This window comes from Pseudomonas promysalinigenes (assembly GCF_014269025.2).
GTDB lineage: Bacteria > Pseudomonadota > Gammaproteobacteria > Pseudomonadales > Pseudomonadaceae > Aquipseudomonas > Aquipseudomonas promysalinigenes.
Window position 1 is genome coordinate 2638787 of record NZ_CP077094.1, and the last position, 24941, is coordinate 2663727.

Here is a 24941-nt window from a genome sequence, read left to right on the forward strand (position 1 = left end):
TCAAAGCCAACGCCATCACCCGCCTTGCTTCAAAGATCGCCATCCTCCTCTGCACTCCCCGCGCCGTTGCGCCCTACCTCTGGGTAGCGCCCCAGCGCCCCCCTGTCGACCGCCTACCCCCTACCTGACTGGCCACGCTGCAGTGCGTGCATTCACACGTCATTCATTCACCGAAGACGTACGGTTTCCTGCCAACCTAAAAGGGGCGACAGCCAATGATCTTGTTTCAGGGTAAAAAAATTCTCAGCGCCATCTTCGATATGGATGGCACGATGTTCGACACCGAGCGCCTGCGGTTCAAGACGCTCAAACAGGCCTCACTGGAAATCTTTGGCCGGGCGCTAAGTGAGCAGACGCTCATCGGTTCGCTGGGTTTGAGTGCGAAGAAAGCCGAAGCCCTCGCCAAGGCCCACAACGGCGAAGATTTCCCGTACGCACAGATTCGTCAGCGCGCCGATGAGCTGGAACTTGAGCATGTGCGCAATCATGGCGTACCGATCAAGGCAGGTTTGCTGGAAGTGCTCGAGCGGCTGCGCAAATCCGGCCTGACCATGGCCGTGGCCACCTCCAGCCGCCGCGCGATCGCCGAGGAATACTTGATCAATGCCAACGTGCTCAAGTACTTCGACATCACCGTCTGTGGCGATGAAGTCAGCCAAGGTAAACCTCACCCAGAGATATTCCTGCAAGCGGCGCGGGCACTCAATTGCGCGCCAGAGCAATGTTTCATGGTCGAGGACTCGGAAAACGGGCTGCTCTCGGCTATCCGCGCCGAAGGCCAGGCAATTCTGATCGAAGACATCAAACCACCCGCACCTGAGGTCAAGGCAGGCGCACTCAAGGCCTACCGCAGCATGCACGCGTTTCTTGCCGACCTGAGCGAGTGCGTGCCCGACCTGGGTATGCCAGAACTGGCCGAGCCTTTCCCCACCTCGTTCAATCAGTTCCGGGTGGGGATTCATGGTTTCGGTGCTATTGGCGGCGGCTATCTCACTCAGGTATTTGCCCACTGGGACGGCTACACGCGGCCTTGCGAGATCATCGCAGCGACCCGCTCGCCCATGCTCCGGGAGACCATTACCGCATTCGGCAGTTACAGCGTGCGCTATGGGGCCAGCGCGTTCGACCAGACCATCGAAAATGTGCGCATGATCGACATGGATGATGAGCAGGCGGTCATCCAGATGTACAACGATTCGGAAATCATAGGCTTGAGCCTGCCTGAGCAAGCTATCCAGCAACAGGCCGCGGTAATTGCCAAGGGCTTGCTGCAACGCTTCGAGCGGCGGGGCCGCGAACTGACCTTGCTGATCGTGCTGAACAAGATCGGCGGCGCAGCATTCGTACGGCGGCATGTGCAAACGCAGTTGGCAGCGCTCTGCGCTCCAGACATCGCCAGGCAGGTGCTGCTCAAGACGCATTTTGCCGAAACAGTGGTCAGCCGCATCGTGTCCAAGATCAGCAATGATGCGCTGGTTCGGCAATTGCGAATCAAGTCGCAGATGTTGCAGAACAGCCTGGAGGACGAGCAAGAGCCGGCGCGCCCAACTGCTGAATATCAGCGCCTGATCAGCCGCTTCAGGCCCTTTGCCCAATCCAGCAATGCCATGAGCCAGCTGCATTTGGTGCTGTTCAACAGCGAGCCGGACATGCCACTGTATGTCGAACGCGGCGGCGACCTGCTGGAGCGGCTGCGGCAGGTGAAGACCGTCAAGGACATCACCCCGATTCAGATCATCAAGAACCGATTGTGGAACGGCCCCCATGCAATCATCGCTTGGTACGCCAGCCTGTTGGGGTACACCTGGGTCGGCCAGGGTATGGGTGATGACCGTGTCAGTGCCCTGGCGCAACGCCTTATCCACGATGAAGTGGCGCCCACGCTGGTGGCCGAGTACCCAGACTTGGCCGAAGTCGTTGCGCAGTTTGCCGATGTCTTTCTGGAGCGCTGCAAGCGCTCATTCAAAGACCCGTGCGCCCGTGTAGGGCGTGACCCGATGCGCAAACTGCAGCGTAACGAGCGAATCTTCAGCAGCATCGACTTGGCCAAAAAGCACGGCATTGCCACACCCGCCCTGGCTCAGGGGGCGGCACTGGCCATTCATTATGCGTTGCGCTGCAACTCGGCCAAGGACCGCGAGGCCCAGCGCATGAAGCAGTTGTACAACGCCAGCGGCGAACGGGTCGACGCGGTGCTGACCCATGATGGCGATTACCACGGCAAGCCCTACCCTGGCCTGCATCCGGTTGAGGACGCGTCGATCATCGACATTATCGCCGACAGTTTCCATCGTTTGCAGCAGCGCGACAGCGCTCAGTGGGCTGCAGCACCTTCAGCGCCGGTGGCACAACGCAGTGCGCCCAATCACCAGCAACCTTGATGCCTTGCAGAGGCGGGCTCAGTTTTCCGCTACTTGGGCTCTGAGCCACGCCCTGACCGTGCTCAGCGCTTGAGGCTCGTGCATGCGGCGGGGCCACACGAGGTAAAAGGCTTGGTCCAGCCTCAGACACTGGGCAAACACCTGCACCAAGCGGCCGGCCGCGATGTCGGCCTTGACGAAAGCCAAGCTGGCCAGGGTGATGCCCTGCCCGCCGAGCGCGGCATCGATGGCCAAAGATGTCTGGTTGAAACGCACGGTTTTCGCAGTCGCTGGCGGGTGGCCTGGGAATAAGGCCGCGCTGAACGCTGGCCAGAAATCGTGCCCGTCATGCAGGGCCACATACCCCTGCAATGCGGTGAAGGTGTCGGGCTTACCCCGCTCAGCCAGCAACCCTGGGCTGGCCACTGCAACGATGCTCTGGTCCATCAACCGTTCGACGTTCAACCCGCCACCAAATGGCGGTTGGCCGTACCGCACGGCGATATCAACGCCATCGGTGTGAAAATGTGAGAGTCGGTCGGTGGCCAGTAAGCGCAAGTCAATGTCGGGATGGGCCTCGGCGAAGTGACCGAGCCGTGGAATCAGCCACTTGGAGGCAAACGATGGCGTCACGCTGACCGTAACCTGAGATGGCGTCGGACGCAGCAGACGGGTGGCGTCGTCGATCATCCCCAGCGCGCTACGAATGCTCGCAGCATAGCTACGCCCGGCATCGGTCAAGCCTACGCCCCGTGGCAGGCGCTCGAACAGGCGAACTTGCAAGCTCGCCTCCAAGCCGCGCACCTGCTGGGCCACAGCTGCCTGCGTAACGCCCAGTTCCTCTGCGGCGAGGCGAAAGTTCAGTTGACGCGCCACCACTTCGAACACGCGCAGCGCATTGAGTGAAGGCAACCCAGGGAAGCCTGCAGGCATGGTAAGGATTTCAATCGGCCAAGGTCTGCCGAGGCTACCGCTATCACTGGCTGTTTGGAAGCAGCCTTGTTGCCCCTGCGGAGGTGCCCTATGGATGCGGGTCAAAGGCCAATGGGGCTAGCCACGATGTACAATGCAGCGACCTTTGCTGCACGTCAGAGATGGACGATGAACCGCCAGAAGAAACTCAAACAATTGCTCAAGGCTCACCAGAAAAAGGCCAATGCCAAGCTGGCCCCCAAAAGCAACAAACCCAAATACATCAGCAAGGCCGACCGGCTGAAACTGCAGGCCGACACCATTGACGGGGCTGGCACCGATAGCCTGGCCGAGCAAGGCTAGCTACTAAGGATGCCTGGATTGCCCTTGCTAGGTGAACCTGCGCCTGTAGCGATTGCTTACGGCCTGAGCGAACGCGGCAGATTCACTCGCTGCCCTGACGCTTGGCGGTCTTTTTGGCAATGGCCTTCATTCGCGCGGCAGCTCGCTGCACGGTAGCCATTTTCTCCGGGCGTTTCATGCCGCGCCACTTACGGATTTCTTCGCGGGTGCGACCACAGCTCACACACAGCTCGCTGTTGAGCTGGCAAAGCGAAACGCAGGGGTTTTCGATGTCTTTAGCCATGGCAGGCTCCGATTGCGGGCGCGGATCATACCTTGAATGAGACCGCACCCATACCCTTTGCCATTCATGCTAGAGCAGCGCGCCTACTGTCGCTGCTGACCTCGAACTGCCCCACTAGCTTCTGCAACTTACCGGCATTGACCCTCACCGTCTCTGCACTGCTCTGTAGTACCACGGTTGTCTGGCGCATCTGGTCGGAGGACTGGTTCACCTGCTCGATGGTCTTGCCGTATTGCACACTGCGCCGATTCAACTGCTGAATGATTGCGAACATCGCCTCGACCGCCTGGTGCAATTGCACGTTCTCCGATGACGCATCTTCAGCCAGGCGCAGGCTGTGATCGACATCGCTTACCCCGTGCTCCATGTAGCTCACAGCCTGCTGCGTTTCTTCCTGCAGCCCACCGACCATGTGCCTTATGTCGTCGGCCGCACGCGATGTCCGCGCCGCCAGGCTGCGCACCTCGTCGGCCACCACCGCGAAGCCCCGGCCGTGCTCGCCAGCGCGTGCGGCCTCTATGGCCGCGTTGAGCGCCAGCAGGTTGGTCTGATGGGTGATATCACTGATCAACCCGGTGATAGTCCCAATTTGGCCCATACGGTTGTCCAGCGACTGCACGCTCGCTGAGGATTGTGCGACCACATCGCGAATCGACTGCGTACCGGCCTGCACCGCCTGGAAGTCCTCACGGGCCCGGGTGACCACCTCATCCATGGCTTGTTTCATCTGTTCGGCGCTGACCGAAGCCTGCTGTAACTCGCCCAGTTGTTCTTCCATGATGATCATCATCTGGTGCAGCGACTCGCAGACATCAGCGCAGGTCATGCTCGCCTCATGGCTGCGGCCCAGCATCATCCGGTTAGTGGACCCCACTGTGCGGCTAGCCTTCACCACTTGCCCGACCACCGCATCCAGGCGGTCGATGAAACTGTTGATCCAACGCGCCATATCGCCGGTTTCATCATTGGCCAGGGCTTGTGGATCCAGACGCTGGCGTAGATTACCTTCACCTTCGGCAATGGTACGTAGTACACCGCTCATGCCATTGAGCCGCGCAGCCAAGCGTTTGGGCCCCAGAGCACTGAATGTCAGCGTGGCGATGAGCATGCCCAGGGCCGCAATGGCATCGTTCCACCCCTGGGGCAGCCCGGCGTAATGCTGAACCAGAAAGTTGCAGCCAAATAGGCCAGCCATAATCGCCACATAGGGCTTCATCAGCCCGTAACTGAGCGAGCGTCTGCGGTACACCTCCTCAAGGTCGGCTTCACACATCATGCCCCAGCGGTCGGGTGAGCCAGGCAGCTGGAAGGTAACGCCTTTGCCTACCACCGGCACATGCCGATAGTCCGAGTAGCCTGGGTAAGTCACGAACAGGTTGGCGCCATGGCGAATGGTTTCCCGCACGCCGGGGTGCAATTGGCCAGTCGATGGGTCGGTAAAGCGCAGCTCAAGCTCGGTATGACGGCGGACCTGCACCGTACTCCATGGAGTACGCACGCCGCCCTTGAGGTTCTCGCCATGGGTGAAGGTGCCATCCTCGAAACGCGAGCGCGACAACGCAGTGCCTGGCTCGATGGTTGGGTCAAAACGTGCTTGGGCCATGAACAAATAGTTGTCGCCAGATTCGGCGTATATATGCCCGGCTTCACGCTGGATGAGATCGCCGAGCACATCGTTGGGCACACGGCCGCAAAGGCAGCCTACGGTGGTACCACCGCGTTGGATCGGTTGATAGAACATTAACGTGACTTCATCGTGAAAGCGTGAGGAAGACGGCCCGATTTGCAACGTCAACGGGTCGCTGTACGGCCCGTGCAGGAAAGGCGCCTTCAAGCCTTCGGCCAAGGCATCAAGCTGTGCGCTTTTCGAGTTGCCGCGCCCATCCCAGGTAGACACCATCACATCACCCGTCAGGTCCACCACACACAGCTCGGAAAAATCTTCAGCCTGGGCCAGCTTGTCCACTAGTAGCGCGCGGTCGGCCTGCGTGGAGCTCTGCGCTAATTGCTGCGCCAGCTCTGCCAGGTGCTCCCACTGCTCACTGGCCCAGTTGTGCAGCAACTTTACGCGGGTCTGTGCAATTGCCTCGAAGGTCTGTTCGATTACTGGGTAATGCGTGCGGTTGAGCCGGCAAGCCCAGGCCATCTTGAGCTTGCCCGCACTACCGAACCACGGCAACCAACGTTTTTCTTTAGAAGACAACTGCATGGAACGGCTTGAAAGCGACATTTTATTCACCACATGCGACATCATATGGCCAAGTGATAGCAATTTGTACGCCAACTCGTATGCAAGCTAACGATCTGGCATTAACGGTCCTTGGACCCCACGCTCGAGCACCAACTCGGTGCGCATTGCTCGATATGCACCGTCAGTGGGCCCCCTGCCGGCAAGATAATTTTCACACCCACTTCACTGAGGGGCCACAACACCGAAGATAAGGTGCTGCCAGCCTTATCCTTGGAGTGACAGCATGCTGGAACATGTAATCGCGTTACCCCTACGCAGGCTGCACCTTAAAAGTCGCAAGCTGCCGATCATCTGGCTGCTTGCCATGCTGGTGGCAGCGTCCGCACTGGGCCTCATGCATGGCTTGCCCTCCCGCGTCACCAACCTGGGTAGCTCGCAAGCCCTGCCCGAGGGTATCCGTAGCGCTTGGAACAGCGGCGATATGATCCTTCTGGTTCGCCATGCCGAACGCTGCGACCGCTCCAATCATGCCTGCCTGAGCGACTCTGCCGGCATTACCGTGGACGGCAGCCGGGCCTCTGCTACGGTCGGTGACGGTATACGCCATTTGGGCCTGGTCGGTGCCGACATCTTCACCAGCCCCGAAGCGCGCACCCAGCAGACCGCCTCGTTCGCCTTCGGCAAAGCTGTCGAAACTCAACAGTGGCTGGCGCGCTGCGACAGCAGCTTTGCCGATGCCGTGTTGGCTCATAAAAGAGAGGGGCATAACCTGGTGCTGGTCACCCACAGCGGCTGTATCGACCACCTGGAGCGTAAGTTTGGCGTAGCCGGTGGCGAACGCTCTGCTGGCTATGCCAGTACCCTATTCGTCAGCAGTTCAACCCATGGCAAAGCTCACTTGCTCGGGCAGCTCAATGCCAATCAGTGGCCAGCATTCACCAGCCACGCAGGGAGCTAGGCATGCCTGCATCATCGATAACCAAGTTTTACTTCCACAACCTGGTCGTACCACTTCTGCTGGCAGCGGTTGTGTTCTTGATGTTCGATCTTACCGAACTGGATCGCTGGATCAGCAATCTGCTCCTCGACCCCGCCACCGGCCAGTTTTCACTGCTGCATGACCCGGCGTTCGAGAAACTGACGCATAAATGGCCACGCATCCTGCCGAACTGGACTGGCGAAGCGGCAATCGTCGGATCACTGCTGTCGTTCATCGGGCCATGCCTGGCAAAGCATCCCGATGCATTGATCACCCGCGGCCTGGATGCCAGCAGAGTCACCCCGGCTCTGCGCTTCACCAGCGCGCACCGTCGTGATTTTCTGTTCGTGGTGGCCGCGTTCGCTTTGAGCACAACCGTGATTCATTACCTCAAGAGCCATACCGGCGTGTACTGCCCGGTGGAAACTACGCTCTACGGCGGCGCCGAAGCGCGCGTTGAATGGTACGAGAACTTGCGCTGGTTCAGTAAGGCTGGCGAAGGTCGCTGTTGGCCTGGCGGCCACGCGTCCAGCGGTTTCACTTTGCTGGCACTGTACTTCGTGGCCCTGCGCCACCGGTGGCAACACGCACGCAAGCTGCTGGTGGGCATTTTGCTGATCGGCTTCGTCTACGGCACCACCCGCGTGCTACAGGGCTGGCACTATATGTCGCACACGTTCTGGGCCGGGATATTCGTATGGTTGACCACCTGGGCCACTGCCCTGGCTTTCTATGGGCGTGAGGCGCTGCAAGCCCCGCGCAGACAAGGCGACGCTAGATGCCTATGCTTGAGCACTCACCTTTCCCAGGAGCAGCGGCATGACGACATCCGACGATGACGTGTTGAGCAGCTGGCAACTGAACGCCAGTGCCTGGATAGACGCAGTGCGCGGCGGCGTCATCCAGAGCCGGCTGCAAGTCACCGACCAGGCAGTGCTGCTGGCGATTCTTGGGCGTCAGCCTGAGCGAGTACTGGACCTTGGCTGCGGTGAAGGCTGGTTACTCAGGGCATTGGCTGACCGCGGTATCGAGGCGGTCGGGGTAGAGGGTGATGCAGGGCTGGTGGAAGCTTCGCGGGCCGCTGGGTCTGCGCAGGTGTACCACGCCAGCTATGGGCAGATAGCTGCCGCAGAGGTGGATATCGGAGCCGAATACGATCTGATTTGTGCCAACTTCGCGCTGCTGCAACAAGACGTTATCCCGCTGTTGGCGGCGACCAAAGAACTGCTGGTGCCTGGTGGGGCCTTGGTCATCCAGACTACGCACCCCTGGTGCGTGGCGAGCGATAACTATCAGGACGGCTGGCGCGTGGAAACTTTTGCAGGCTTTGCTGGCAACTGGCAGCCCATGCCGTGGTACTACCGGACGTTGGCCAGCTGGCTCAATGCGTTGCACATGGCGGGCTTCAGGCTGTTGAGCCTACAAGAGCCACAGCACCCGCAAAGCGCAGTGCCACAGTCGTTGCTGATGATAGCGGACTAACAGCCCTGCATGGCTCGGAGCAACTGGGTTGGGCGCCCGGTGCCCGCGAAAGCCGCAGGTGCAGCAACCCATCAACGTTGGGCGGTGCTCTGGGCCGCGGGTGGCGTCAGTTGCAACACGCGGTCGCGGCCGCCTTCGGCCAGCAGGTAACCCCCTTTGCCATCTGCGACGATCGACTGCGGCGCCTTGAGGAAGGTCAATACCACGTGCTGAATACCCTTCGCATCCACACGTAAGAGGCGTGCGCGGTGAGTGTTGTCTTCACTGATCCACAAGCCCCGCTCGTCACACATCAGAAACGTAGGGTGACTCAGCCCCTGCACCACTACTGGGTCCCTACCGTCGTCGGCCAAGGCGCGCACGTTGCCACTGCCTTTTTCTGTATACAACAAGCGGCCATCGGCACAGCGAGTCAGCCCTTCGGCTTCGGTCAACCCCGCTCGTAACACGTCAAGCTTGCCGCTTGCCCAGTCGTAGCGCATCAGCCGGCCGTTGCCCTTGCGATCTTCGACTGCGTAAAGATGGTCACCATCGTTCCACAAGCCCTGCACACTTTCACCATCGAACAGCTCGGTGAGCTGCCCATCGCGCGACAGGCTCACCGGCGCGCGCCCGCCCTCCTGGCTGAACACCCAGCCACCTTTCACCGCGGCCATGCCGTCGGGCTTGGAAAGGTTATCGATCAGTACGACGCGGTCACCGCTGGCAGTGATTTTCAGAATGCTGCCTTTGCTGTCATCCAGTTCGCGGCTCACCAGCAGGCTGCCATCGGCCTGAGGCAGTAATGAGGCGGCCTTAGCCACATCGCGGTGCAGCACCTGGACCTGCCAGCCATCGGCAGCCTGCACGGGGTAGAAAGACTGCCAGGCGAAAAAGCCCAAGGTGGCGACAATTAGGCAGGTGGTAGCAGTGAGCGCGATACGAACGCTGCGCCGACGCAGGATGGGCATTGAAGGGCTCCCTTGTTTTGGGCCCGAATCCTATCAAGAGGATGTGAAAATTTCGTCACGAACCGCCAAAAACACAAAACGATATAAAAATAGCTAAACGGTCTAACAGAATGGAATAAAAAAATTGAAGGCCGCATCCCAGCTCCTTAGGCTGAGGACATCATGACCCACCTATCAGGAGCTATCTTTATGCCCTTCTCTGTTCTACGTCGCCTTTTGGTCGGCGGTATCATGGCTACGTTAGTCAGTAGTTTGCTGCCCTGGTCCAGTGCCCTGGCCGAAGACGCCAAGACACTGCGCATCGGTTATCAGAAATTCAACAGCATCAACATCCTCAAGGGCACCGGAGCACTGGAGAAAGCGTTAGCGCCGCTGGGTGTGAAGGTTAGCTGGCATGAGTTCGCCGCAGGCCCGCAACTGCTCGAAGCACTCAGCACGGGTGCCATCGATCTGGGACATGCGGCAGATGCGCCCTCGGTATTCGCCCAGGCGGCGAACAAGCCGGTAATCTATCTGGCCGCCGAACAGCCCTATCCGCGCGGTATCGGGCTGGTGGTGCGCGAGCAAGACCACCTCACGTCGGTGCAGGACCTTAAAGGCAAACGCGTGGCGACGGGCCGAGGCTGGAACGCCCAGTACCTGCTAGCGGTGGCGCTGCAACAGGCCGGCCTGAGCTACAAAGACATCACCCCGGCCTATGTCAACAACGCCGCCGACGCAGTCGCCGCCCTGCAATCAGGTAGCGTGCAGGCGGCTACCTTATGGGACCCGTTCCTCGCTGCCGCCCAAAGCCAGCCGGGCTTGAAAAACCTGCGCGATGGCAGCGGCCTTTCCAACAACCGTACATTCTACCTTTCCACTACGTCCTTCGCGGACAAGCACCGCGACCTGCTCAAGACCTTCTTCAGTGAATTGAGCAAGGTCAGCCAGTGGGCCAATGCCAAGCCTGATGAGGTCGCAGCGCTACTGGCACCTCAGTTGGGTATCAACGCCGATGTATTGCAGGTGGCCAGCGAACGGCGCAACTACAATGCGGTTGCCATCACCCCCCAGATCATCGCTGAGCAACAAAGACTGGCCGACACCTTTGAAGGGCTTGGCCTGATCGCGCACAAGCTGCAGGTGGCCGATGCGGTCTACCCAGTTTCTCTATTGCCATGACCAGGGAGTGAAGGCAATGGCCCGCCCTATTCGCTTTAATGCCTTCAGCATGAACGCCGCCAGCCATCAGTCCCCAGGGCTTTGGCGACACCCACGCAACACCAGCGTGGCGTTCAACCGCTTGGGCTATTGGACTGACCTCGCGCAGTTGCTGGAGCGCGGGCTGTTCGACGCGCTGTTCATCGCCGATGTGCTGGGAATATACGACGTTTACCAAGGTGGCCCGCACGCGGCCCTGCGTGGGGGCGTGCAAGTACCAGTCAACGATCCATTATTGCTGGTGCCAGCAATGGCGGGAGTCACTGAGCATCTGGGGTTCGGAGTGACTTTCTCGCTCACTTACGAGCACCCTTACCCATTCGCCCGACGCATGTCGACGCTCGATCACCTGAGCAATGGCAGAGTTGGCTGGAACATCGTCACCGGCTACCTCGACAGCGCCGCGCGTAACCTGGGCTCAGCGCGTCAGTTGGGTCACGACCAGCGCTACGACCTGGCCGAGGAATACCTCGATGTGCTGTACAAACTGTGGGAGAAAAGCTGGGAAGACGATGCAGTACAACTGGATCGCGAAAGCGGCCGTTACATCGATCCGTCGAAAGTCCATCCGATCGGTCATGTGGGCGAGCACTTCCAGGTGCCTGGCATGCATCTGTGCCAGCCTTCGCCCCAACGCACGCCGGTGCTGTTCCAGGCCGGTGCCTCAGCACGCGGTCAGCAGTTCGCCGCCCGGCATGCCGAGTGTGTATTCATCAGCGGCCCGACACAGACCGTGCTGCGTCGCTACGCCGACGGCATCCGCAAGGCAAGCGCAGTGGCTGGGCGTGCTCAAGCGCAGGTTCTGATCTACGCCCAGGCGTTGCTGATCGTCGCGCCAACCACTGCGCAAGCCCAAGCGCGCTTTGCCGAGTACCGCCGCTACGTCGACTTGGACGCAGCTCTGGCCCTGCTGTCGGGTTGGACTGGCATTGACTTGGCCGGCCTGGACCCGCAAGCGCCCATCGAATACGTGGAAAACGACGCCGGGCGCGCCGCCTTGACGGCTTTCACGGCCGCCGACCCCAAACGCCGTTGGACGGTGCGTGAAGCGGCCGAATTCATCGGTTTGGGCGGCCGCGGGCCGGTGCTGGTCGGCGATCCCAGCGAGGTGGCCGACCAACTCGAGGACTGGCTCGATCAGACGGGCATTGACGGGTTCAACCTGACCTACGCCGTTCAGCCGGATGACTTGGCCAACGTCGTCGAACTTTTGGTGCCAGAGCTGCAGCGCCGTGGCCGTTACCCGCTGAGCTATGCTCACGGCACCTTGCGGCACAAGCTTTTTGGTCACGGCGACCGGCTACCGGAGGGCCATGCTGGACGCAACGTCTGCATTCAGTAATCGAATGTCGTGTATTTCAACATTTAATTTGTGGATGATGCGGGCTGCCCTCTATGCTGTCCGCACATCCCCTGCACGCACCGGACGGTGTGGTTCAAGGCACGGGGAGAGAACAACAAGTCGAGACCGCACATGTCGAACCATTCTTACTTCGCCCCCCACGGTGGGCACCCAGCTCAAACCGAGCTGTTGACTGACCGTGCCATGTTCACCGAAGCCTACGCCGTCATCCCCAAAGGCGTGATGCGTGACATCGTCACCAGCCACCTGCCGTTCTGGGACAAGATGCGCATGTGGGTCATCGCCCGACCACTGACGGGTTTCGCCGAAACGTTCTCGCAATACATCGTCGAAGTAGCCCCGGAAGGTGGCAGTGAGCGTCCCGAGTTGGACCCTAACGCCGAAGCTGTGGTGTTCATCGTAGAAGGCCAACTGGACATTACCGTCGAAGGCAAGCACCACACTCTCACACCGGGTGGCTATGCCTTCCTGGCTCCAGGTGCCGAGTGGAGCCTGCGCAACAACAGCCAGGCCAACGTCACTTTCCACTGGCTGCGCAAGCACTACCAGAAAGTCGAAGGCCTGGCCGTGCCTGAGTCGTTCGTCACCCACCGTGACAACGCAACCGTCATCGAAATGCCAGGTACCGAAGGCCGCTGGGTAACCACCCGCTTCGTCGACATGGCCGACATGCGTCACGACATGCACGTAAACATCGTCACCTTCCAGCCTGGCGGTGTTATTCCATTTGCTGAAACCCACGTCATGGAACACGGCCTCTACGTGCTGGAAGGCAAGGCAGTGTACCGCTTGAACCAGGACTGGGTCGAAGTGGAAGCCGGCGACTTCATGTGGCTGCGTGCCTTCTGCCCGCAAGCCTGCTATGCCGGTGGCCCAGGCAAGTTCAGCTACCTGCTGTACAAAGACGTCAACCGCCACGTGCACCTGACCCTCAACCCGCAGCGCTGAGTCAGGCCTGCTGCCTAAAGCTCACCAACCAGCTCAACGCTGTTTTCTTGATAAAGCCGGGGCCGCTTTGCGGCCCTTGGCGATGCAAAGGCGCTCCCAATCGGATCGTACAGGCTTGTGCGAAAGGTGTGGGAGCGACCGTCTTGGCTAGCCGCCTATCGATTGCAGTTGCGCTCAAAGCCCATTAGGTCAGGGCTTAGGCCCCCATGTGCGCATTCAGAAAAGTCGGCTTCGGGTCACTAGCATCACTGCACCACACCACAGGCCACGCGCGCCCCACCACCGCCCAATTTCTCCGGGTGGTCGCTATGGTTGTCCCCGCCGGCGTGCACCATCAGCGCATGGCCTTTGAAGTCCTCTGCCTTGAGCCGTGGTGCTAGTACCGGGTAAGTAGCTTTGCCATCGGCACCCACATACAACGCTGGCAGGTCGCCCCGGTGGCCACTGTCATCGTATGGGCCTTTGTGCGCGTTGGTCGCGTCTGGGTCCCAGTGGCCGCCTGCCGCGCCCGCCGGCACTGCTTTGCCGTTTTCGGCAGCTGCTGCGCAAGAGCCTTTCTGGTGCAGGTGGAAGCCATGCACACCTGGCGGCAGGTCCTTGAGATCGGGCGTGAGCAGGGTGCCATATTTATTCTGTTCGATGCTGATGGTACCGATCGACTTGCCTGGGCCATCCTCCCCGGCCAGCTTCAGCTCGACCGTCTGAGCGGCTTGAGCGAGACCGGCGCAGGCCAGCAATGCGGTGGCGACGAATGCTTTCATGTCATTTCTCCATGGCTTGGGTTGGGCGGGCTTCATACCCACATAACGAATGGGACTGCGCAGCTTGCCAGGCATTCCATCCAGCCACAGACTGAAACACTTCCCTGCATGGAACTGCACAGATGCCTCACCTGCTGTTGACTACGTTGGTGCCAATCATTCTGCTGATCGGGCTGGGCACGGTGCTGCGCACGCGCGGCTTGCTCGCCGAGTCGTTCTGGCCGGGTGCCGAACGCCTGAGCTATTACGTGCTGCTACCGTCACTGTTTCTGCATGGCCTGGCCACCGCGGACCTCAATGGCGTACCGGTGCTGGGCATGGTCGGGGTATTGATGCTTTCGACATTGCTCGGGGCAGTGCTGTTGGTGCTTTACCAAGGTGCAGTGAACCACGAGGGCGCCGACTTCACGTCGGTATTTCAGGGTGGGGTACGCTTTAACAACTACATCGGCGCCACCCTCGCCGCCGGGCTTTACGGCAGCGCCGGTATTGCGCTGGCAGCAGTGGCCAACGCTTCCATCGTGCCGTTGGTGAATCTGCTTTGCGTGCTGGTGTTCGCGCGTTTCAGCGCACGCCACAGCTCACTGACAACCGTGTTGCGCGCCATCTTCGCCAACCCTTTGATCGTTGGCTGCGCCGCAGGTCTGCTGCTGCGGGTAACCGGCTTAGGGCTGCCCGCCGGCATTGAGCCAACCATCAAAGCACTGGGCCAGGCGGCCTTGCCCTTAGGGCTATTGTGCGTGGGAGCGGCCTTGGGCGGCGCCAGCCTGGGTCAGCAGGTGCGGCCACTGGTGGCAGCCTCGGCATTCAAATTCTTGATCATGCCTTTGGCCACTTGGGGTCTGTGTCGGCTGCTTGGGCTACACGGGCAGGCAGCGGTAGTGGCTGTGCTATTCCAGGCCTTGCCTACCGCTTCATCATCCTATGTGATGGCGCGCCAAATGGGCGGCAACGCCCCGTTGATGGCAACGATTATTGCGGTGCAAACCATGCTGGCTGCCGTGACTCTACCGTTGGTATTAATGCTAACGCTTAAATGACGCCGCTTGGCTAAACTGTCAAACAGCCAATCTCTGGAATAATGACCATGCGCCTGACGTGGATGGTGATCGGTTTGACGGCAGCCGCGCTCACATGCGCCTCGCATGCCGCGGACAACCCAAAAGCCGCGGTTGCAGAAGACAAAGCAGAGCAACTTGAGAAAAAAGTCGTGGAGGACGCCGCGCCACCCAAGAAACCGGAAACCATCACCCCAGCAGAGGTGCAGGCAGTCGACCCGGCCGGCCAGGCACCGCTGGACGACAGCGTTACCTGCCTGGCCCGCAGCATCTACTGGGAAGCCAAAGGCGCCGACGCGCGAGACATGAGCGCCGTGGCCAGCGTGGTGATCAACCGGTTAGGCCACGACGGCTTCCCAGACACCATCTGCGGCGTGGTCAAGCAGGGCGTTGAAACCAAGGCCTGCCAGTTTTCATGGTGGTGCGATGGGCGCTCCGATCAGGTCGAGGAAGCTTCGCGCTACGAGGTTGCCAAGGAAATCGCGCGCAAGGCGTTGAATCAGCAGCTGAAAGACCCCACCGGTGGCGCACTGTACTTCCATGACCGCAAGGTCCACCCCGCCTGGGCGAAGGCCTATCGCAAAACTGCCGAAACCCGGCACTTTCTGTTCTACAAACCCAATCAAGCCTTAGCGCGTTGACGCGCTAAGGCACTTTTCCGGCGTTCGTCGGTCTACCCCCTCTTTCGCCGCCAGCAAGTCAGTGCTGGCGTTTTTTTCGCTTCGCATGAGGCTGGGCCAAAAGCCCTGCGCTTGTGTAGGATGAGCAGCGCATACCCAGACGCTGCCAGCCACAGGGAGATCCACATGCGCGTCCTGTCATCCGTTGCCGCCTTGTCCCTGGGCCTGGTCATGTCGACCAGCGCCCTGGCCGTTACCGGCGAAGAGGCGCAACTGATCGATTCGATCAACACCTACCGCAGCCAGGCTCAACGCTGTGGTGAAGACGTGTCGGTGGAACTGCCTGCGCTCAATAGCGATACCCGCCTTGCCCTGTCGCCGGAGGGCACGCGCGATCTGCAACAGGCCATGAGCCGCGCGGCCTATCCGATGGTCAATGTGCAGGCCATCAGCCTGTCGGGCCCGCGCGATGCGGCCGCAGCCATGAATGCCATTAAGGAAAGCTTTTGCCAGGTGGTGCTTGACCCCCAATTCGTCGATATCGGCGTCAGTCAGGAAGGCCGTGATTGGCGCATCGTGCTCGCCCGCCCCTTGCTCAGCGGGCGGCTGGGCGACTGGCAGGCCGAAGGGCAAAAGCTCTTGCAGGCAATCAACAACGCCCGTAGAGCGCCGCGCCAGTGTGGTGGGCAACCTTTTCCTGCGGCATCGGCGTTGAGCTGGAGCCCCGTACTGGCAGACGTGGCCGCCAACCATACGCGGGCGATGGCCAATCAGAACTTTTTCGACCACATCGACAAAGACGGGCGCACACCGGGCGACCGGGCTGAGCTTGCCGGTTATCTGTATCGGTTGATTGGCGAAAATATCGCTGCTGGCCGCGACACCGCACAGAAAGTGGTCGATGGCTGGCTCGACAGCCCTGGCCACTGCGCCACCTTGATGAACCCGGACTTCCAGGAAATGGGCGGGGCCTATGCCGTAGACCCCAAAAGCGATGCGGGTATCTACTGGACAGGCCTGTTCGGCACCCCGCAGTGAATGTGAGACGCACTGTTGCGCAGTGCCAGCGCGGTGCAGCCAAAGCGCCGACGGATACATTTGCCCAAGTAACTGGCATCGCCCAAACCGACTTCATCAGCGATCTGCGCCAGGCTGTGATGGGTGTTGAGCAGTCGCCAACGTGCCTGCTGCAGGCGCGTCTCCAACCACCAGGCCTTGGCGCTCATGCCATGACTGGCCTTGAACTGGCGGTCCAACTGCCGGCGGCTGATGCCCAACTGCCCAGCCATGTGCTCGACCGACCACCCTGTACCCAAATGGTGACGCATCAGTGCCGTCGCGCGCTGCACGTGGCGCCCCTGCCCCGCATCGGTTTCCAGCGAACGCAAGGCGTGGCGGCCGTCGCGGGACTCGTCGACGAGCATGTCGGCCAGGCCCTTGAGCGCCCGGGTACGCCCGCAGCCCGCCGTTAGCAACTGCACCGCAAGATCGATCGCTGCGGTGCCGCCAGCGCAGGTGATCCGCGCCCCATCGATACAGTACAACTGCTCGCGCAGCACCCGTAGATGCGGGAAGGCTGTACGAAACTCCGCCTCGTGGCGCCAGTGCACCACGACGTCATGCCCGTCCAGCAGTCCGCAGGCAGCCAACAGAAAAGCGGCGTTATCGATGGCGACCAATTTGACCCCAGCCCTGGCAGCACGCTTGAGCAGATGCTGGTAATCAGGCGCCCACGCCGCAGCGGCCTGGGCATTTCGGCAGCCAAATATCACGAGATAGTCATAGTCGCACCAAGGCAGCCGTTCAGCCACTGCCTGAACCTGCAACACTGCGCCACTGCTCGATGGCACCGGCTGACCGGTAAGGCTCGCAAGGGTCCAGCTGCAGTAGCGCTGCTGGCTGTAGTCCTCGTCATCGGCGCTGAAGCGTAACTTGTCGATGAACGCACCGAACGGCAACAGCGCGAACTCAGGTAGCGGCAGGATCACCAAGCGAAGGTCTGGAGCCATGTGTGTCCACCGAACACCGTTAGATGTCCAGATAATACCCTGCGCTTGGCGAGCCGTTCCATAGACTTACTTTTCCCAAACCGGCAAAGGCTCCCGACGATGGCTCTGGATACGTGGTTGATTTATCTGTTGGCGAGCATCGGACTGTCGCTGACTCCAGGCCCAAACAGCCTGCTGGCGCTGACCCATGGCGCCCTGTACGGTGCACGTCGGACGCTGTTCACCATTGCTGGCGGGGTGTTGGGTTTCAGCGCGCTGATCGCGCTGGCGATGTTCGGGCTGACGGCACTGCTGCAAGCCTCTGCCTCGGTCCTGACCGTACTCAAATGGGTAGGCGGGGCTTACCTGGTATGGCTAGGCATAGGGCTCTGGCGCAGCCCCGCATTGCATCTGCAACTGCCAGCGGATGATGCAGGCCGAAGCAACTGGACGCTGTGGCGCCAGGGCCTGATGTCTGCGATGGCAAACCCCAAGGTGCTGTTGTTCTACGGTGCGTTTGTGCCGCAGTTCATCGACCCGCAGCGCGGGCTGCTCGCACAATTCGCGATCATGGCAGCGACGTTCGCTAGCGTGGAATGTTGCGTCGAATACCTACTGGCGCGCCTGGCGTTTCGTATTCGACCGTGGCTGGCCAGGGGCGGCAAGGGTTTCAATCGCTGCTGTGCAAGCCTGTTCGCGTTGATTGGTATAGCCTTGCCGCTGAGCCGCTGAGGCCACTCAAGTGCGCCTGGAAATCAGCAGGAAGACGACCAGCGCAGCCCCCGGCAACGCTGCCCCCACCAGAGCCACCCCCTGCCAACCGTGCTGGGCATACAGGCCACTGGCCAACGCCGAGCCCACGGCCCCGCCCAGGAAGATGCTGGTCATGTACAGCGCGTTGAGCCGGCCACGACTGGCTGGGTCCAGTGCGTACACTTCACGCTGGCCAATGACCATGTTCATCTGCACTGCAAAATCCAGCAGCACCCCTGTCAGCCCCAGTCCGATGACGGTGTACCCAGGCGAGGTCAACCCTAGCAGCAACGACACCGGCGCCAGCAGCAGCGCCACCAGGGAACCGGCACGGGCATGGCCCGCATCGGCCAGGCGGCCGGCGATGGGGGCGGCAATGGCGCCCACCGCACCGACCAGGGCAAACAAGGCAATCTGGCTTTGCGACAGCCCATGCTCACTGGCCAAGGCCAGTGGCGCGGCGGTCCAGTAGAGGCTGAATGCCGCGAACATCAACGCCTGGTACAACGAGCGCTGACGCAGCACAGGGTACTGGCGCAGCAGGGCAATCAGCGACAGCATCAGCCCGGCGTAACTGGCCCTGTGCTCGGGCACCCGACGCGGCAAGCTCAGGGCCAGCAGCACGATGATCGCCAGCATCAGGGCAGCGGCCCCGATGAACACCGTCCGCCAGCCAAAATGGTCGGCGATCAGGCTCGACAAAGGCCGCGCCAGCAATATGCCCAACAACAGGCCACCCATGATATTACCCACCACCCGCCCGCGCTGTTGCTCGGGCGCAAGGTGTGCAGCCAAAGGGATGAGCATCTGAACGGCTACCGAGCTGAACCCGATCAACAAGGCGTAGGCCAGAAATATCTGCCCCTGCCCGTTGCTGCTGGTGCCTGCCAGCAACAGGCTAACGCACGCCAGAACAGCGGTGATGATCATCAACCGGCGATTTTCCACCAGGTCGGCCAGCGGCACTAGCAGCAACAAGCCCAGCGCATAGCCCAGCTGGGTGAGCGATACGATCAGGCTGGCGCGCTCGGTCGACAAGCCAAGGTCTGGCGCGATCAGCCCGATAATGGGCTGGGCGTAGTAAATGTTTGCGACGATCGCGCCACAACAAAATGCCAGCAGCGCGACCAGAGCACGGCTTAGACCGGCATGGGCTGGCTGGGCAGCGGCAAGTGAGCCATTCATGCAAGATACCTCGGTAACAGATTCGATGTACCGGCACCTTACCGGGCACCTGATGATCAGAGAATCCAGCCGCTACGCAACGGGGCTTTGCGGCTGGCGCAACGGTGTCCATCAGGGCCTGAGCAGCCCCTGGCAGAAACCAATGAACGCGCTTACCCGACGCGACCCTCGGTGGTTGGGCAAGTACAGGGCGTTGATGCTGTCGTTTGCGCTGCCTGGGCTGGCCTGCCAATCCCCGAGCAAGCGTCGCAGACGCCCGGCTGCAACGTCCTCGTGCACGAGCCAGTCGGCCAATAAGGCGATTCCGCTACCAGCCAGTGCCGCTTCGCGCAACAGGTCAGCATTGGCGCTACGCAGCGGCCCGCTTACATCCAGTTCCAGCAACTGATCCGCACGTTGCAGGCGCCAGGGGCGAGCCTTTTGCCCATAGCGAAAACGCAGGCAGGCATGCTGCAGCAGTTGCTCGGGGTGCAGCAGGGTGTCATGCGCGGCAAGGTATTCGGGGCTTGCCACCAGCCAACGCTGAAACCGCCCCAGCTGTCGGCACACCAGCTCATCGTTCGCGGCGGGATCGCCTAGGCGAATAGAGAGATCGTAGCGGCCATCGAGCAGGTCATCCAGCCGGTCGCTCATATCGATGTCCAGCTCGAGCGCCGGGTGTTTTGCCAAGAAAGGCCCCAGGTGCGGTGCAATCACACGTCGGCCGAACTCCACGGGCAAGCACAGGCGTAGCACGCCGACCGGCTCGTCGCCTCGGTCGGCGACACTGGCGTCCGCCTCTTGCACGGCGTCGAAGATTTCCCTGGCCCTTGCCAAGTAACGCGCGCCCGCCTCGGTCAGACTGACCTGTCGCGTGGAGCGGTTGAGCAAGGTGGCACCGAGCTGCGCCTCCAGTGCATCGACCAGACGAGTGACCGACGAAGTCGCCACGCCAAGCCTGCGCGCCGCGGCCGAAAAGCCACGGGCGTCGACGGTCGCGATGAACATCCTCATCGCCATGAGCTTGTCCATGGACACTCCAATTTTCAGGTCTGGGAACACTCCTACAAACCACAGGGGCGGTCAAGAAGCGCGCACCAGAGCATCCAGGTCCATAGTGGTAGCACTTCCTCCGCCACGAGAACGCCACATGACCCTCAGCAACCTGCTCAATAACCTCCCCCACTGCGATGCCACCGCCGCCGAGCGCGTCGACGAGCTGCTCAAGCGCCCCGGCATGCGCATCGAGCGCATCGTTTCCTGCGGCCAGGCCAGCCCTGCAGGCTTCTGGTATGACCAGGCCGAGGGCGAATGGATTCTACTGCTGACCGGCAGTGCCGGATTGCGTCTAGAGCATGAGGACTATACCCGCTTGCTGGTACCCGGCGACTGCCTGGACATCCCAGCCCACTGCCGGCATCGCGTGGAATGGACAGCGCCAGGGCAACACACTGTGTGGCTTGCGGTGTTTCACGGGATCGACCGCCCATGGCCTAGCCTCTGAACAAGCGAGTGAGAGTACTTCATGCCACTCGGTTATTTTTAATTGGGATCAAACGCGCCATTCGGCAGATTTTCGCGACTGATCTAGCCTTTTAGATACATCTGAGCCCGTTAGGCCCTGCGACAATCAGCCTCATAAAATTATGTACCAACTTGTTAATTAGCAAGCTAAGGGCTTAAACTGCGCGCATTCCACCTGCTGAGATCCCTGGCATGAACGAAACATCGCGCGCCTCTGGCGCCTCGAAAATCATCCTGGCCGGCTTGGGCGTGATCGTCGCCCTGCTTGGCCTGCTCCTGGCTGCGGGCGGCGTCAAGCTCGCAGGCTTGGGCGGCTCCTGGTACTTCCTGATTGGCGGCTTGGCCATGGCCATTGCCGGTATTCTGATCGCACGCCGCAAAGTTGCCGGCGCCTGGCTGTATGCGGCATTTGTGCTAGGTACTGCAATCTGGGCACTGATCGACGCGGGCCTGGTTTTCTGGCCGCTGTTCTCGCGCCTGTTCATGTTCGCCGTGATCGGCCTGGTTGTGGCGTTGGTGTACCCGATGCTGGCCCGCGCCAACGGCGTCGGCGCGGGCCGTGGAGCCTATGGCATCGCTGGGGTGCTGGCAGTCGTGCTGGCAATTGCGGTGGGCAATATGTTCGTCGCCCACCCAAGCGTGGCTCCAACCGGTAAAGGCCCTGGCGTGACGCCAGTTGAAGCCGGCAAAGAGCAGAAGGACTGGGCTCACTACGGCAATACCGAAGGCGGCAGCCGCTTCGCCGCGCTTGACCAGATCAACCGCGACAACGTCAATAAGCTCAAGGTGGCCTGGACCTACCATACCGGTGATGTCGCCATCAGTGACGGCAACGGCGCCGAAGACCAGCTGACCCCGCTGCAGATCGGCAATAAAGTGTTCATCTGCACGCCGCACAACAACCTGATCGCCCTCGATGCCGACACTGGCAAAGAGCTCTGGAAGAACGCGATCAACGCCCAGTCCAAGGTGTGGCAGCGTTGCCGTGGCATGGCTTATTTCGATGCCACCGCCGCGATCGCCCAGCCGACGCAGCCCAATAGTTCGCCGATCGAAGGGGGCAGTGTCCCGGCCGGTGCCAACTGCCAACGTCGCCTGCTGACCAATACTATCGATGGCCGCCTGATTGCCGTGGACGCCGACAACGGCCAGTTCTGCCAGGGCTTCGGCAACAATGGCCAGGTTGACCTCAAGGCCGGCCTGGGTGATGTACCGGACTCGTACTATCAGCTATCTTCCGCACCGCTGATGGCCGGCACCACTGTGGTGGTTGGCGGCCGGGTTGCCGATAACGTCCAGACCGATATGCCAGGCGGCGTAATTCGTGGCTTCGACGTGATCACCGGGCAAATGCGTTGGGCCTTCGACCCGGGCAACCCACAAGATCGCAAGGCGCCAGAAGGCGACAGCACTTATGTGCGCAGCACGCCGAACAGCTGGGCCCCGATGTCCTACGACCCGGCCATGAACACTGTGTTCCTGCCCATGGGCTCCTCGTCCACCGACATTTATGGCGTTGAGCGCAGCAAGCTGGACCACACCTATGGCGCATCCGTACTGGCCCTGGACGCGACCACGGGCAACCAGAAGTGGGTATTCCAGACCGTTCACAACGACCTGTGGGACTTCGACCTGCCGATGCAACCGAGCCTGATCGACTTCACCAAGGACGACGGCCAGTCCGTGCCTGCAGTGGTGATCGGCACCAAGGCTGGGCAGATCTACGTATTGGATCGTGCCACCGGCAAACCGCTGACCCAAGTCGACGAAGTACCGGTCAAGCCAAGCAACATTCCTAACGAACCCTACTCCCCAACCCAGCCCAAGTCGGTAGGCATGCCGCAAATCGGCGCGCAGACGCTCACCGAATCGGATATGTGGGGCGCTACGCCGTACGACCAACTGCTGTGCCGCATCGACTTCAAGAAGATGCGCTACGACGGCCTGTACACCGCGCCGGGGACTGACCTGTCGCTGAGCTTCCCAGGTTCGCTAGGTGGCATGAACTGGGGCAGCATCTCCACTGACCCGGTGCATGGCTTCATCTTCGTCAATGACATGCGCCTTGGCCTGTGGATCCAGATGATCCCATCGCAAAACAAGGGCGGCGCAGCATCCGGTGGTGAAGCGCTGAACACCGGCATGGGCGCCGTACCGCTCAAGGGCACCCCTTACGCGGTCAACAAAAACCGCTTCCTGTCGATTGCTGGCATTCCTTGCCAGGCGCCGCCATTCGGCACCCTCACCGCTATCGACATGAAGTCGCGTCAGATCGCCTGGCAGGTACCGGTCGGTACCGTGGAAGACACAGGTCCGCTGGGCATCCGCATGCACCTGCCGATAAAGATCGGCCTGCCGACCCTTGGCGGCACCCTGTCGACCCAAGGTGGCCTGGTGTTCATCGCCGGCACTCAGGACTTCTACCTGCGTGCCTACGACAGCAGCAACGGTAAGGAAATCTGGAAAGCCCGCCTGCCTGTTGGCAGCCAGGGCGGCCCGATGACCTACGTTTCGCCGAAAACCGGCAAGCAGTACGTGGTAGTCACCGCTGGCGGTGCGCGCCAATCGACTGATCGTGGCGACTATGTGATTTCTTACGCGCTGCCGTAAGACCCAGTCGCAATGTTCGCGGGTGAGCCCGCTCCCACAGGAACGTCACTGCCCCAAATTGATGAGGCAGTCCTGAGGGGGCGGGTTCATCTGCGAATGGCTTTCAAGAACAGCAAGAGACACAGCAATGCCATCCGCAATTCGTATCACCACTCCTGCCCTGCTGCTGGCCTTGGCCAGCACGCCTGCCCTGGCTGAAGGCGACCTGCTCCAGCGTAGCACCCTGACCGGAGACTGGGGCGGCCTGCGCCATCAGCTCGAAGAAGATGGCGTCAAGATCACTGGCGATTACAGTGGCGAAACCGCCTACAACGCCCACGGTGGCCTGCACCGTTCGGCGCGGTATTCGCAAAACATCAAACTGGGTGCTCAGTTCGACCTGTCGAAACTGTACGGCCTGGACAACGGCGGCAAAATCCAGCTGACCATCAACGACCGTCGCGGCAACAGCGCCTCCGAGGATCTGGTCGGTAACCGCCTGCCCATTCAGGAAAACTACGGTGGGCTTTACACCCGCCTGACCGAGCTGAGCTACGAACGCACCCTGTTCACGCCGGCCCTCAATATCAAACTCGGCTACATGGCCATGGGCAATGACCTCGGCGGCCTGGACAGCGGCATCCTGTGCAATTTCATGAACGCTGGCTTCTGCGGCCACCCGCTGAACATGTCCGGCGGCAGCGGTTGGGCCAACTACCCCAACGCCCACTTGGGTGCGCGAGTGAAATACGACTTTTCGCCGTCCTGGCAACTTCGCGTGGCGGCGTTCAACGTCGACCCGCAAAGCAACGGCAACTCCAGCCGCGCCTGGCACCTGGGGCCCAAGCACACCACTGGCACAGTAGTGCCGGTAGAGCTGGTGTACAAGCTGCAAGGTCAACTGCCGGGCGAGTACAAGCTCGGTTACTACTACGACAGCTCCAACGTCAAACGCATCGACAGTGACAAGGAAGTGGCGGGTCGTGGCGGGCATTACCTGCTGATCGACCAGGCGGTCTGGAATGACGCAGGCTCCCCTGGCCGTAGCCTGCACGCCTTTGGTCAATACTCAGCAGCAAGCGAAGCTGCTTCGCCGTTCACCAAGTGGTATGGCGCAGGCGTTGTGTTGTACAAGCCGTTCGAAGGCCGCCCCCGCGATACCGTGGCATTGGGCTATGGCCGCGCCGTGCCGAACCCGCGCAGCCGCCAAGTGCTCGAAGATGCCGCATTCAATGCCGGGCAACCGTTCCCCAACATCGACAATGCCGAGCAACTGATCGAGCTGAGCTACGGCTACCAGGCAACGCCCTGGCTGAATCTGCGCCCTGATGTGCAATACATCATTGAGCCCGGCGCGTTTTCCGGGAAGGACATCGACAACGCGCTGGTGTTCGGGCTTCAGGTAAAGGCGTCATTCTGAACCGCAGGGGCTGCCGGGCAGCCCCGTTGCGCC

23 protein-coding genes are annotated in these 24941 nt (G+C 61.0%); 15 read left to right on the plus strand and 8 right to left on the minus strand.

Annotated elements, in window-relative coordinates; all coding sequences use genetic code 11:
• Window positions 1-215: 215 nt before the first annotated feature.
• Window positions 216-2381 carry a bifunctional mannitol-1-phosphate dehydrogenase/phosphatase gene (gene mtlD, locus HU725_RS11940; protein ID WP_186477804.1) on the plus strand — a complete coding sequence of 722 codons (2166 nt, stop codon included), beginning with the start codon at window positions 216-218 and terminating at the stop codon, window positions 2379-2381.
• 18 nt (window positions 2382-2399) lie between these two features.
• Here the strand turns inward: mtlD and HU725_RS11945 are convergent, their stop codons facing one another.
• Window positions 2400-3293, minus strand: coding sequence for a LysR substrate-binding domain-containing protein (locus HU725_RS11945; protein WP_186477805.1), 894 nt, complete (start codon window positions 3291-3293; stop codon window positions 2400-2402).
• Window positions 3294-3461: 168 nt separating this feature from the next.
• Between HU725_RS11945 and HU725_RS11950 the strand changes: the two genes are divergently transcribed.
• On the plus strand, window positions 3462-3635 hold the full coding sequence (locus tag HU725_RS11950) for a DUF2986 domain-containing protein (RefSeq protein ID WP_186477806.1): 174 nt from the start codon (window positions 3462-3464) through the stop codon (window positions 3633-3635).
• A gap of 82 nt (window positions 3636-3717) precedes the next feature.
• Here the strand turns inward: HU725_RS11950 and HU725_RS11955 are convergent, their stop codons facing one another.
• Complete coding sequence (locus tag HU725_RS11955) at window positions 3718-3918, minus strand: DUF1289 domain-containing protein (RefSeq protein ID WP_060477130.1); 201 nt, start codon at window positions 3916-3918, stop codon at window positions 3718-3720.
• Between the two features lie 64 nt (window positions 3919-3982).
• Entirely contained in the window at window positions 3983-6172 is a 2190-nt protein-coding gene (locus HU725_RS11960; RefSeq protein ID WP_437180291.1) for a methyl-accepting chemotaxis protein, read from the minus strand.
• A gap of 220 nt (window positions 6173-6392) precedes the next feature.
• Between HU725_RS11960 and pmrG the strand changes: the two genes are divergently transcribed.
• From pmrG to HU725_RS11975, 3 genes are read left to right on the plus strand one after another with little or no spacing between them, the layout of a single operon-like run.
• On the plus strand, window positions 6393-7067 hold the full coding sequence (gene pmrG / locus HU725_RS11965) for a lipopolysaccharide core heptose(II)-phosphate phosphatase PmrG (RefSeq protein ID WP_186477808.1): 675 nt from the start codon (window positions 6393-6395) through the stop codon (window positions 7065-7067).
• Window positions 7068-7069: 2 nt separating this feature from the next.
• Window positions 7070-7927: a phosphatase PAP2 family protein gene (locus HU725_RS11970; protein WP_186477809.1), complete on the plus strand. Its 858-nt coding sequence runs from the start codon at window positions 7070-7072 to the stop codon at window positions 7925-7927.
• Window positions 7908-8570 (plus strand): class I SAM-dependent methyltransferase, encoded by a 663-nt coding sequence (locus tag HU725_RS11975; protein ID WP_186477810.1) that lies wholly within the window; start codon window positions 7908-7910, stop codon window positions 8568-8570. The genes HU725_RS11970 and HU725_RS11975 overlap by 20 nt, the downstream gene beginning before the upstream one ends.
• A 71-nt stretch (window positions 8571-8641) precedes the next feature.
• On the opposite strand, the gene HU725_RS11980 is transcribed toward HU725_RS11975, so the two are convergent.
• Complete coding sequence (locus tag HU725_RS11980; RefSeq protein WP_186477811.1) at window positions 8642-9520, minus strand: NHL repeat-containing protein; 879 nt, start codon at window positions 9518-9520, stop codon at window positions 8642-8644.
• 189 nt (window positions 9521-9709) lie between these two features.
• Between HU725_RS11980 and HU725_RS11985 the strand changes: the two genes are divergently transcribed.
• From HU725_RS11985 to HU725_RS11995, 3 genes are all read left to right on the plus strand, one after another.
• Window positions 9710-10681: an aliphatic sulfonate ABC transporter substrate-binding protein gene (locus tag HU725_RS11985; RefSeq protein ID WP_186477812.1), complete on the plus strand. Its 972-nt coding sequence runs from the start codon at window positions 9710-9712 to the stop codon at window positions 10679-10681.
• A gap of 16 nt (window positions 10682-10697) precedes the next feature.
• Window positions 10698-12062, plus strand: coding sequence for an LLM class flavin-dependent oxidoreductase (locus HU725_RS11990; protein ID WP_186477813.1), 1365 nt, complete (start codon window positions 10698-10700; stop codon window positions 12060-12062).
• 132 nt (window positions 12063-12194) lie between these two features.
• Window positions 12195-13031, plus strand: coding sequence for a bifunctional allantoicase/(S)-ureidoglycine aminohydrolase (locus HU725_RS11995; protein ID WP_060477124.1), 837 nt, complete (start codon window positions 12195-12197; stop codon window positions 13029-13031).
• A 245-nt stretch (window positions 13032-13276) separates the two neighbouring features.
• Here HU725_RS11995 and sodC read toward each other — a convergent pair whose 3' ends face one another.
• On the minus strand, window positions 13277-13792 hold the full coding sequence (gene sodC / locus HU725_RS12000; RefSeq protein ID WP_186477814.1) for a superoxide dismutase family protein: 516 nt from the start codon (window positions 13790-13792) through the stop codon (window positions 13277-13279).
• A 122-nt stretch (window positions 13793-13914) separates the two neighbouring features.
• On the opposite strand from sodC, the gene HU725_RS12005 reads away from it, so the two are divergent.
• From HU725_RS12005 to HU725_RS12015, 3 genes are all read left to right on the plus strand, one after another.
• Window positions 13915-14832, plus strand: coding sequence for an AEC family transporter (locus HU725_RS12005; protein ID WP_060477122.1), 918 nt, complete (start codon window positions 13915-13917; stop codon window positions 14830-14832).
• A 47-nt stretch (window positions 14833-14879) separates the two neighbouring features.
• Window positions 14880-15491: a cell wall hydrolase gene (locus tag HU725_RS12010; protein ID WP_186477815.1), complete on the plus strand. Its 612-nt coding sequence runs from the start codon at window positions 14880-14882 to the stop codon at window positions 15489-15491.
• Window positions 15492-15656: 165 nt separating this feature from the next.
• Window positions 15657-16508: a CAP domain-containing protein gene (locus tag HU725_RS12015; protein WP_186477816.1), complete on the plus strand. Its 852-nt coding sequence runs from the start codon at window positions 15657-15659 to the stop codon at window positions 16506-16508.
• On the opposite strand, the gene HU725_RS12020 is transcribed toward HU725_RS12015, so the two are convergent.
• A complete protein-coding gene (locus HU725_RS12020) occupies window positions 16475-17479 on the minus strand; it encodes a GlxA family transcriptional regulator (protein ID WP_186477817.1) in 1005 nt (334 codons plus the stop codon). The two genes, HU725_RS12015 and HU725_RS12020, sit on opposite strands and share 34 nt — an antisense overlap.
• A 99-nt stretch (window positions 17480-17578) precedes the next feature.
• Here HU725_RS12020 and HU725_RS12025 point away from each other — a divergent pair, with 99 nt between their 5' ends.
• The gene (locus HU725_RS12025; RefSeq protein ID WP_186477818.1) at window positions 17579-18190 is read left to right on the plus strand and encodes a LysE family translocator; all 612 of its coding nucleotides are present in this window, start codon (window positions 17579-17581) and stop codon (window positions 18188-18190) included.
• 6 nt (window positions 18191-18196) lie between these two features.
• Here HU725_RS12025 and HU725_RS12030 read toward each other — a convergent pair whose 3' ends face one another.
• Together HU725_RS12030 and HU725_RS12035 are read right to left on the minus strand one after the other, a co-directional pair.
• Complete coding sequence (locus HU725_RS12030) at window positions 18197-19396, minus strand: MFS transporter (RefSeq protein WP_186477819.1); 1200 nt, start codon at window positions 19394-19396, stop codon at window positions 18197-18199.
• Between the two features lie 111 nt (window positions 19397-19507).
• Window positions 19508-20407 (minus strand): LysR family transcriptional regulator, encoded by a 900-nt coding sequence (locus HU725_RS12035; protein ID WP_060477116.1) that lies wholly within the window; start codon window positions 20405-20407, stop codon window positions 19508-19510.
• Between the two features lie 118 nt (window positions 20408-20525).
• On the opposite strand from HU725_RS12035, the gene HU725_RS12040 reads away from it, so the two are divergent.
• The 3 genes from HU725_RS12040 (at window position 20526) to HU725_RS12050 (ending at window position 24908) form a co-directional block, all read left to right on the plus strand.
• Entirely contained in the window at window positions 20526-20879 is a 354-nt protein-coding gene (locus HU725_RS12040) for a cupin domain-containing protein (RefSeq protein WP_186477820.1), read from the plus strand.
• A gap of 212 nt (window positions 20880-21091) precedes the next feature.
• On the plus strand, window positions 21092-23509 hold the full coding sequence (locus HU725_RS12045) for a glucose/quinate/shikimate family membrane-bound PQQ-dependent dehydrogenase (protein ID WP_186477821.1): 2418 nt from the start codon (window positions 21092-21094) through the stop codon (window positions 23507-23509).
• Window positions 23510-23636: 127 nt separating this feature from the next.
• On the plus strand, window positions 23637-24908 hold the full coding sequence (locus HU725_RS12050; RefSeq protein WP_186477822.1) for a carbohydrate porin: 1272 nt from the start codon (window positions 23637-23639) through the stop codon (window positions 24906-24908).
• Window positions 24909-24941 lie beyond the last annotated feature (33 nt).

Excerpts from the sequence above, each read along its gene's own strand:
- mtlD (WP_186477804.1), top strand. The coding sequence starts at position 216 with ATGATCTTGTTTCAGGGTAAAAAAATTCTCAGCGCCATCTTCGATATG.
- HU725_RS11945 (WP_186477805.1), bottom strand. The coding sequence starts at position 3,293 with ATGCCTGCAGGCTTCCCTGGGTTGCCTTCACTCAATGCGCTGCGCGTG.
- HU725_RS11950 (WP_186477806.1), top strand. The coding sequence starts at position 3,462 with ATGAACCGCCAGAAGAAACTCAAACAATTGCTCAAGGCTCACCAGAAA.
- HU725_RS11955 (WP_060477130.1), bottom strand. The coding sequence starts at position 3,918 with ATGGCTAAAGACATCGAAAACCCCTGCGTTTCGCTTTGCCAGCTCAAC.
- HU725_RS11960 (WP_437180291.1), bottom strand. The coding sequence starts at position 6,172 with ATGATGTCGCATGTGGTGAATAAAATGTCGCTTTCAAGCCGTTCCATG.
- pmrG (WP_186477808.1), top strand. The coding sequence starts at position 6,393 with ATGCTGGAACATGTAATCGCGTTACCCCTACGCAGGCTGCACCTTAAA.
- HU725_RS11970 (WP_186477809.1), top strand. The coding sequence starts at position 7,070 with ATGCCTGCATCATCGATAACCAAGTTTTACTTCCACAACCTGGTCGTA.
- HU725_RS11975 (WP_186477810.1), top strand. The coding sequence starts at position 7,908 with ATGACGACATCCGACGATGACGTGTTGAGCAGCTGGCAACTGAACGCC.
- HU725_RS11980 (WP_186477811.1), bottom strand. The coding sequence starts at position 9,520 with ATGCCCATCCTGCGTCGGCGCAGCGTTCGTATCGCGCTCACTGCTACC.
- HU725_RS11985 (WP_186477812.1), top strand. The coding sequence starts at position 9,710 with ATGCCCTTCTCTGTTCTACGTCGCCTTTTGGTCGGCGGTATCATGGCT.
- HU725_RS11990 (WP_186477813.1), top strand. The coding sequence starts at position 10,698 with ATGGCCCGCCCTATTCGCTTTAATGCCTTCAGCATGAACGCCGCCAGC.
- HU725_RS11995 (WP_060477124.1), top strand. The coding sequence starts at position 12,195 with ATGTCGAACCATTCTTACTTCGCCCCCCACGGTGGGCACCCAGCTCAA.
- sodC (WP_186477814.1), bottom strand. The coding sequence starts at position 13,792 with ATGAAAGCATTCGTCGCCACCGCATTGCTGGCCTGCGCCGGTCTCGCT.
- HU725_RS12005 (WP_060477122.1), top strand. The coding sequence starts at position 13,915 with ATGCCTCACCTGCTGTTGACTACGTTGGTGCCAATCATTCTGCTGATC.
- HU725_RS12010 (WP_186477815.1), top strand. The coding sequence starts at position 14,880 with ATGCGCCTGACGTGGATGGTGATCGGTTTGACGGCAGCCGCGCTCACA.
- HU725_RS12015 (WP_186477816.1), top strand. The coding sequence starts at position 15,657 with ATGCGCGTCCTGTCATCCGTTGCCGCCTTGTCCCTGGGCCTGGTCATG.
- HU725_RS12020 (WP_186477817.1), bottom strand. The coding sequence starts at position 17,479 with ATGGCTCCAGACCTTCGCTTGGTGATCCTGCCGCTACCTGAGTTCGCG.
- HU725_RS12025 (WP_186477818.1), top strand. The coding sequence starts at position 17,579 with ATGGCTCTGGATACGTGGTTGATTTATCTGTTGGCGAGCATCGGACTG.
- HU725_RS12030 (WP_186477819.1), bottom strand. The coding sequence starts at position 19,396 with ATGAATGGCTCACTTGCCGCTGCCCAGCCAGCCCATGCCGGTCTAAGC.
- HU725_RS12035 (WP_060477116.1), bottom strand. The coding sequence starts at position 20,407 with ATGGACAAGCTCATGGCGATGAGGATGTTCATCGCGACCGTCGACGCC.
- HU725_RS12040 (WP_186477820.1), top strand. The coding sequence starts at position 20,526 with ATGACCCTCAGCAACCTGCTCAATAACCTCCCCCACTGCGATGCCACC.
- HU725_RS12045 (WP_186477821.1), top strand. The coding sequence starts at position 21,092 with ATGAACGAAACATCGCGCGCCTCTGGCGCCTCGAAAATCATCCTGGCC.
- HU725_RS12050 (WP_186477822.1), top strand. The coding sequence starts at position 23,637 with ATGCCATCCGCAATTCGTATCACCACTCCTGCCCTGCTGCTGGCCTTG.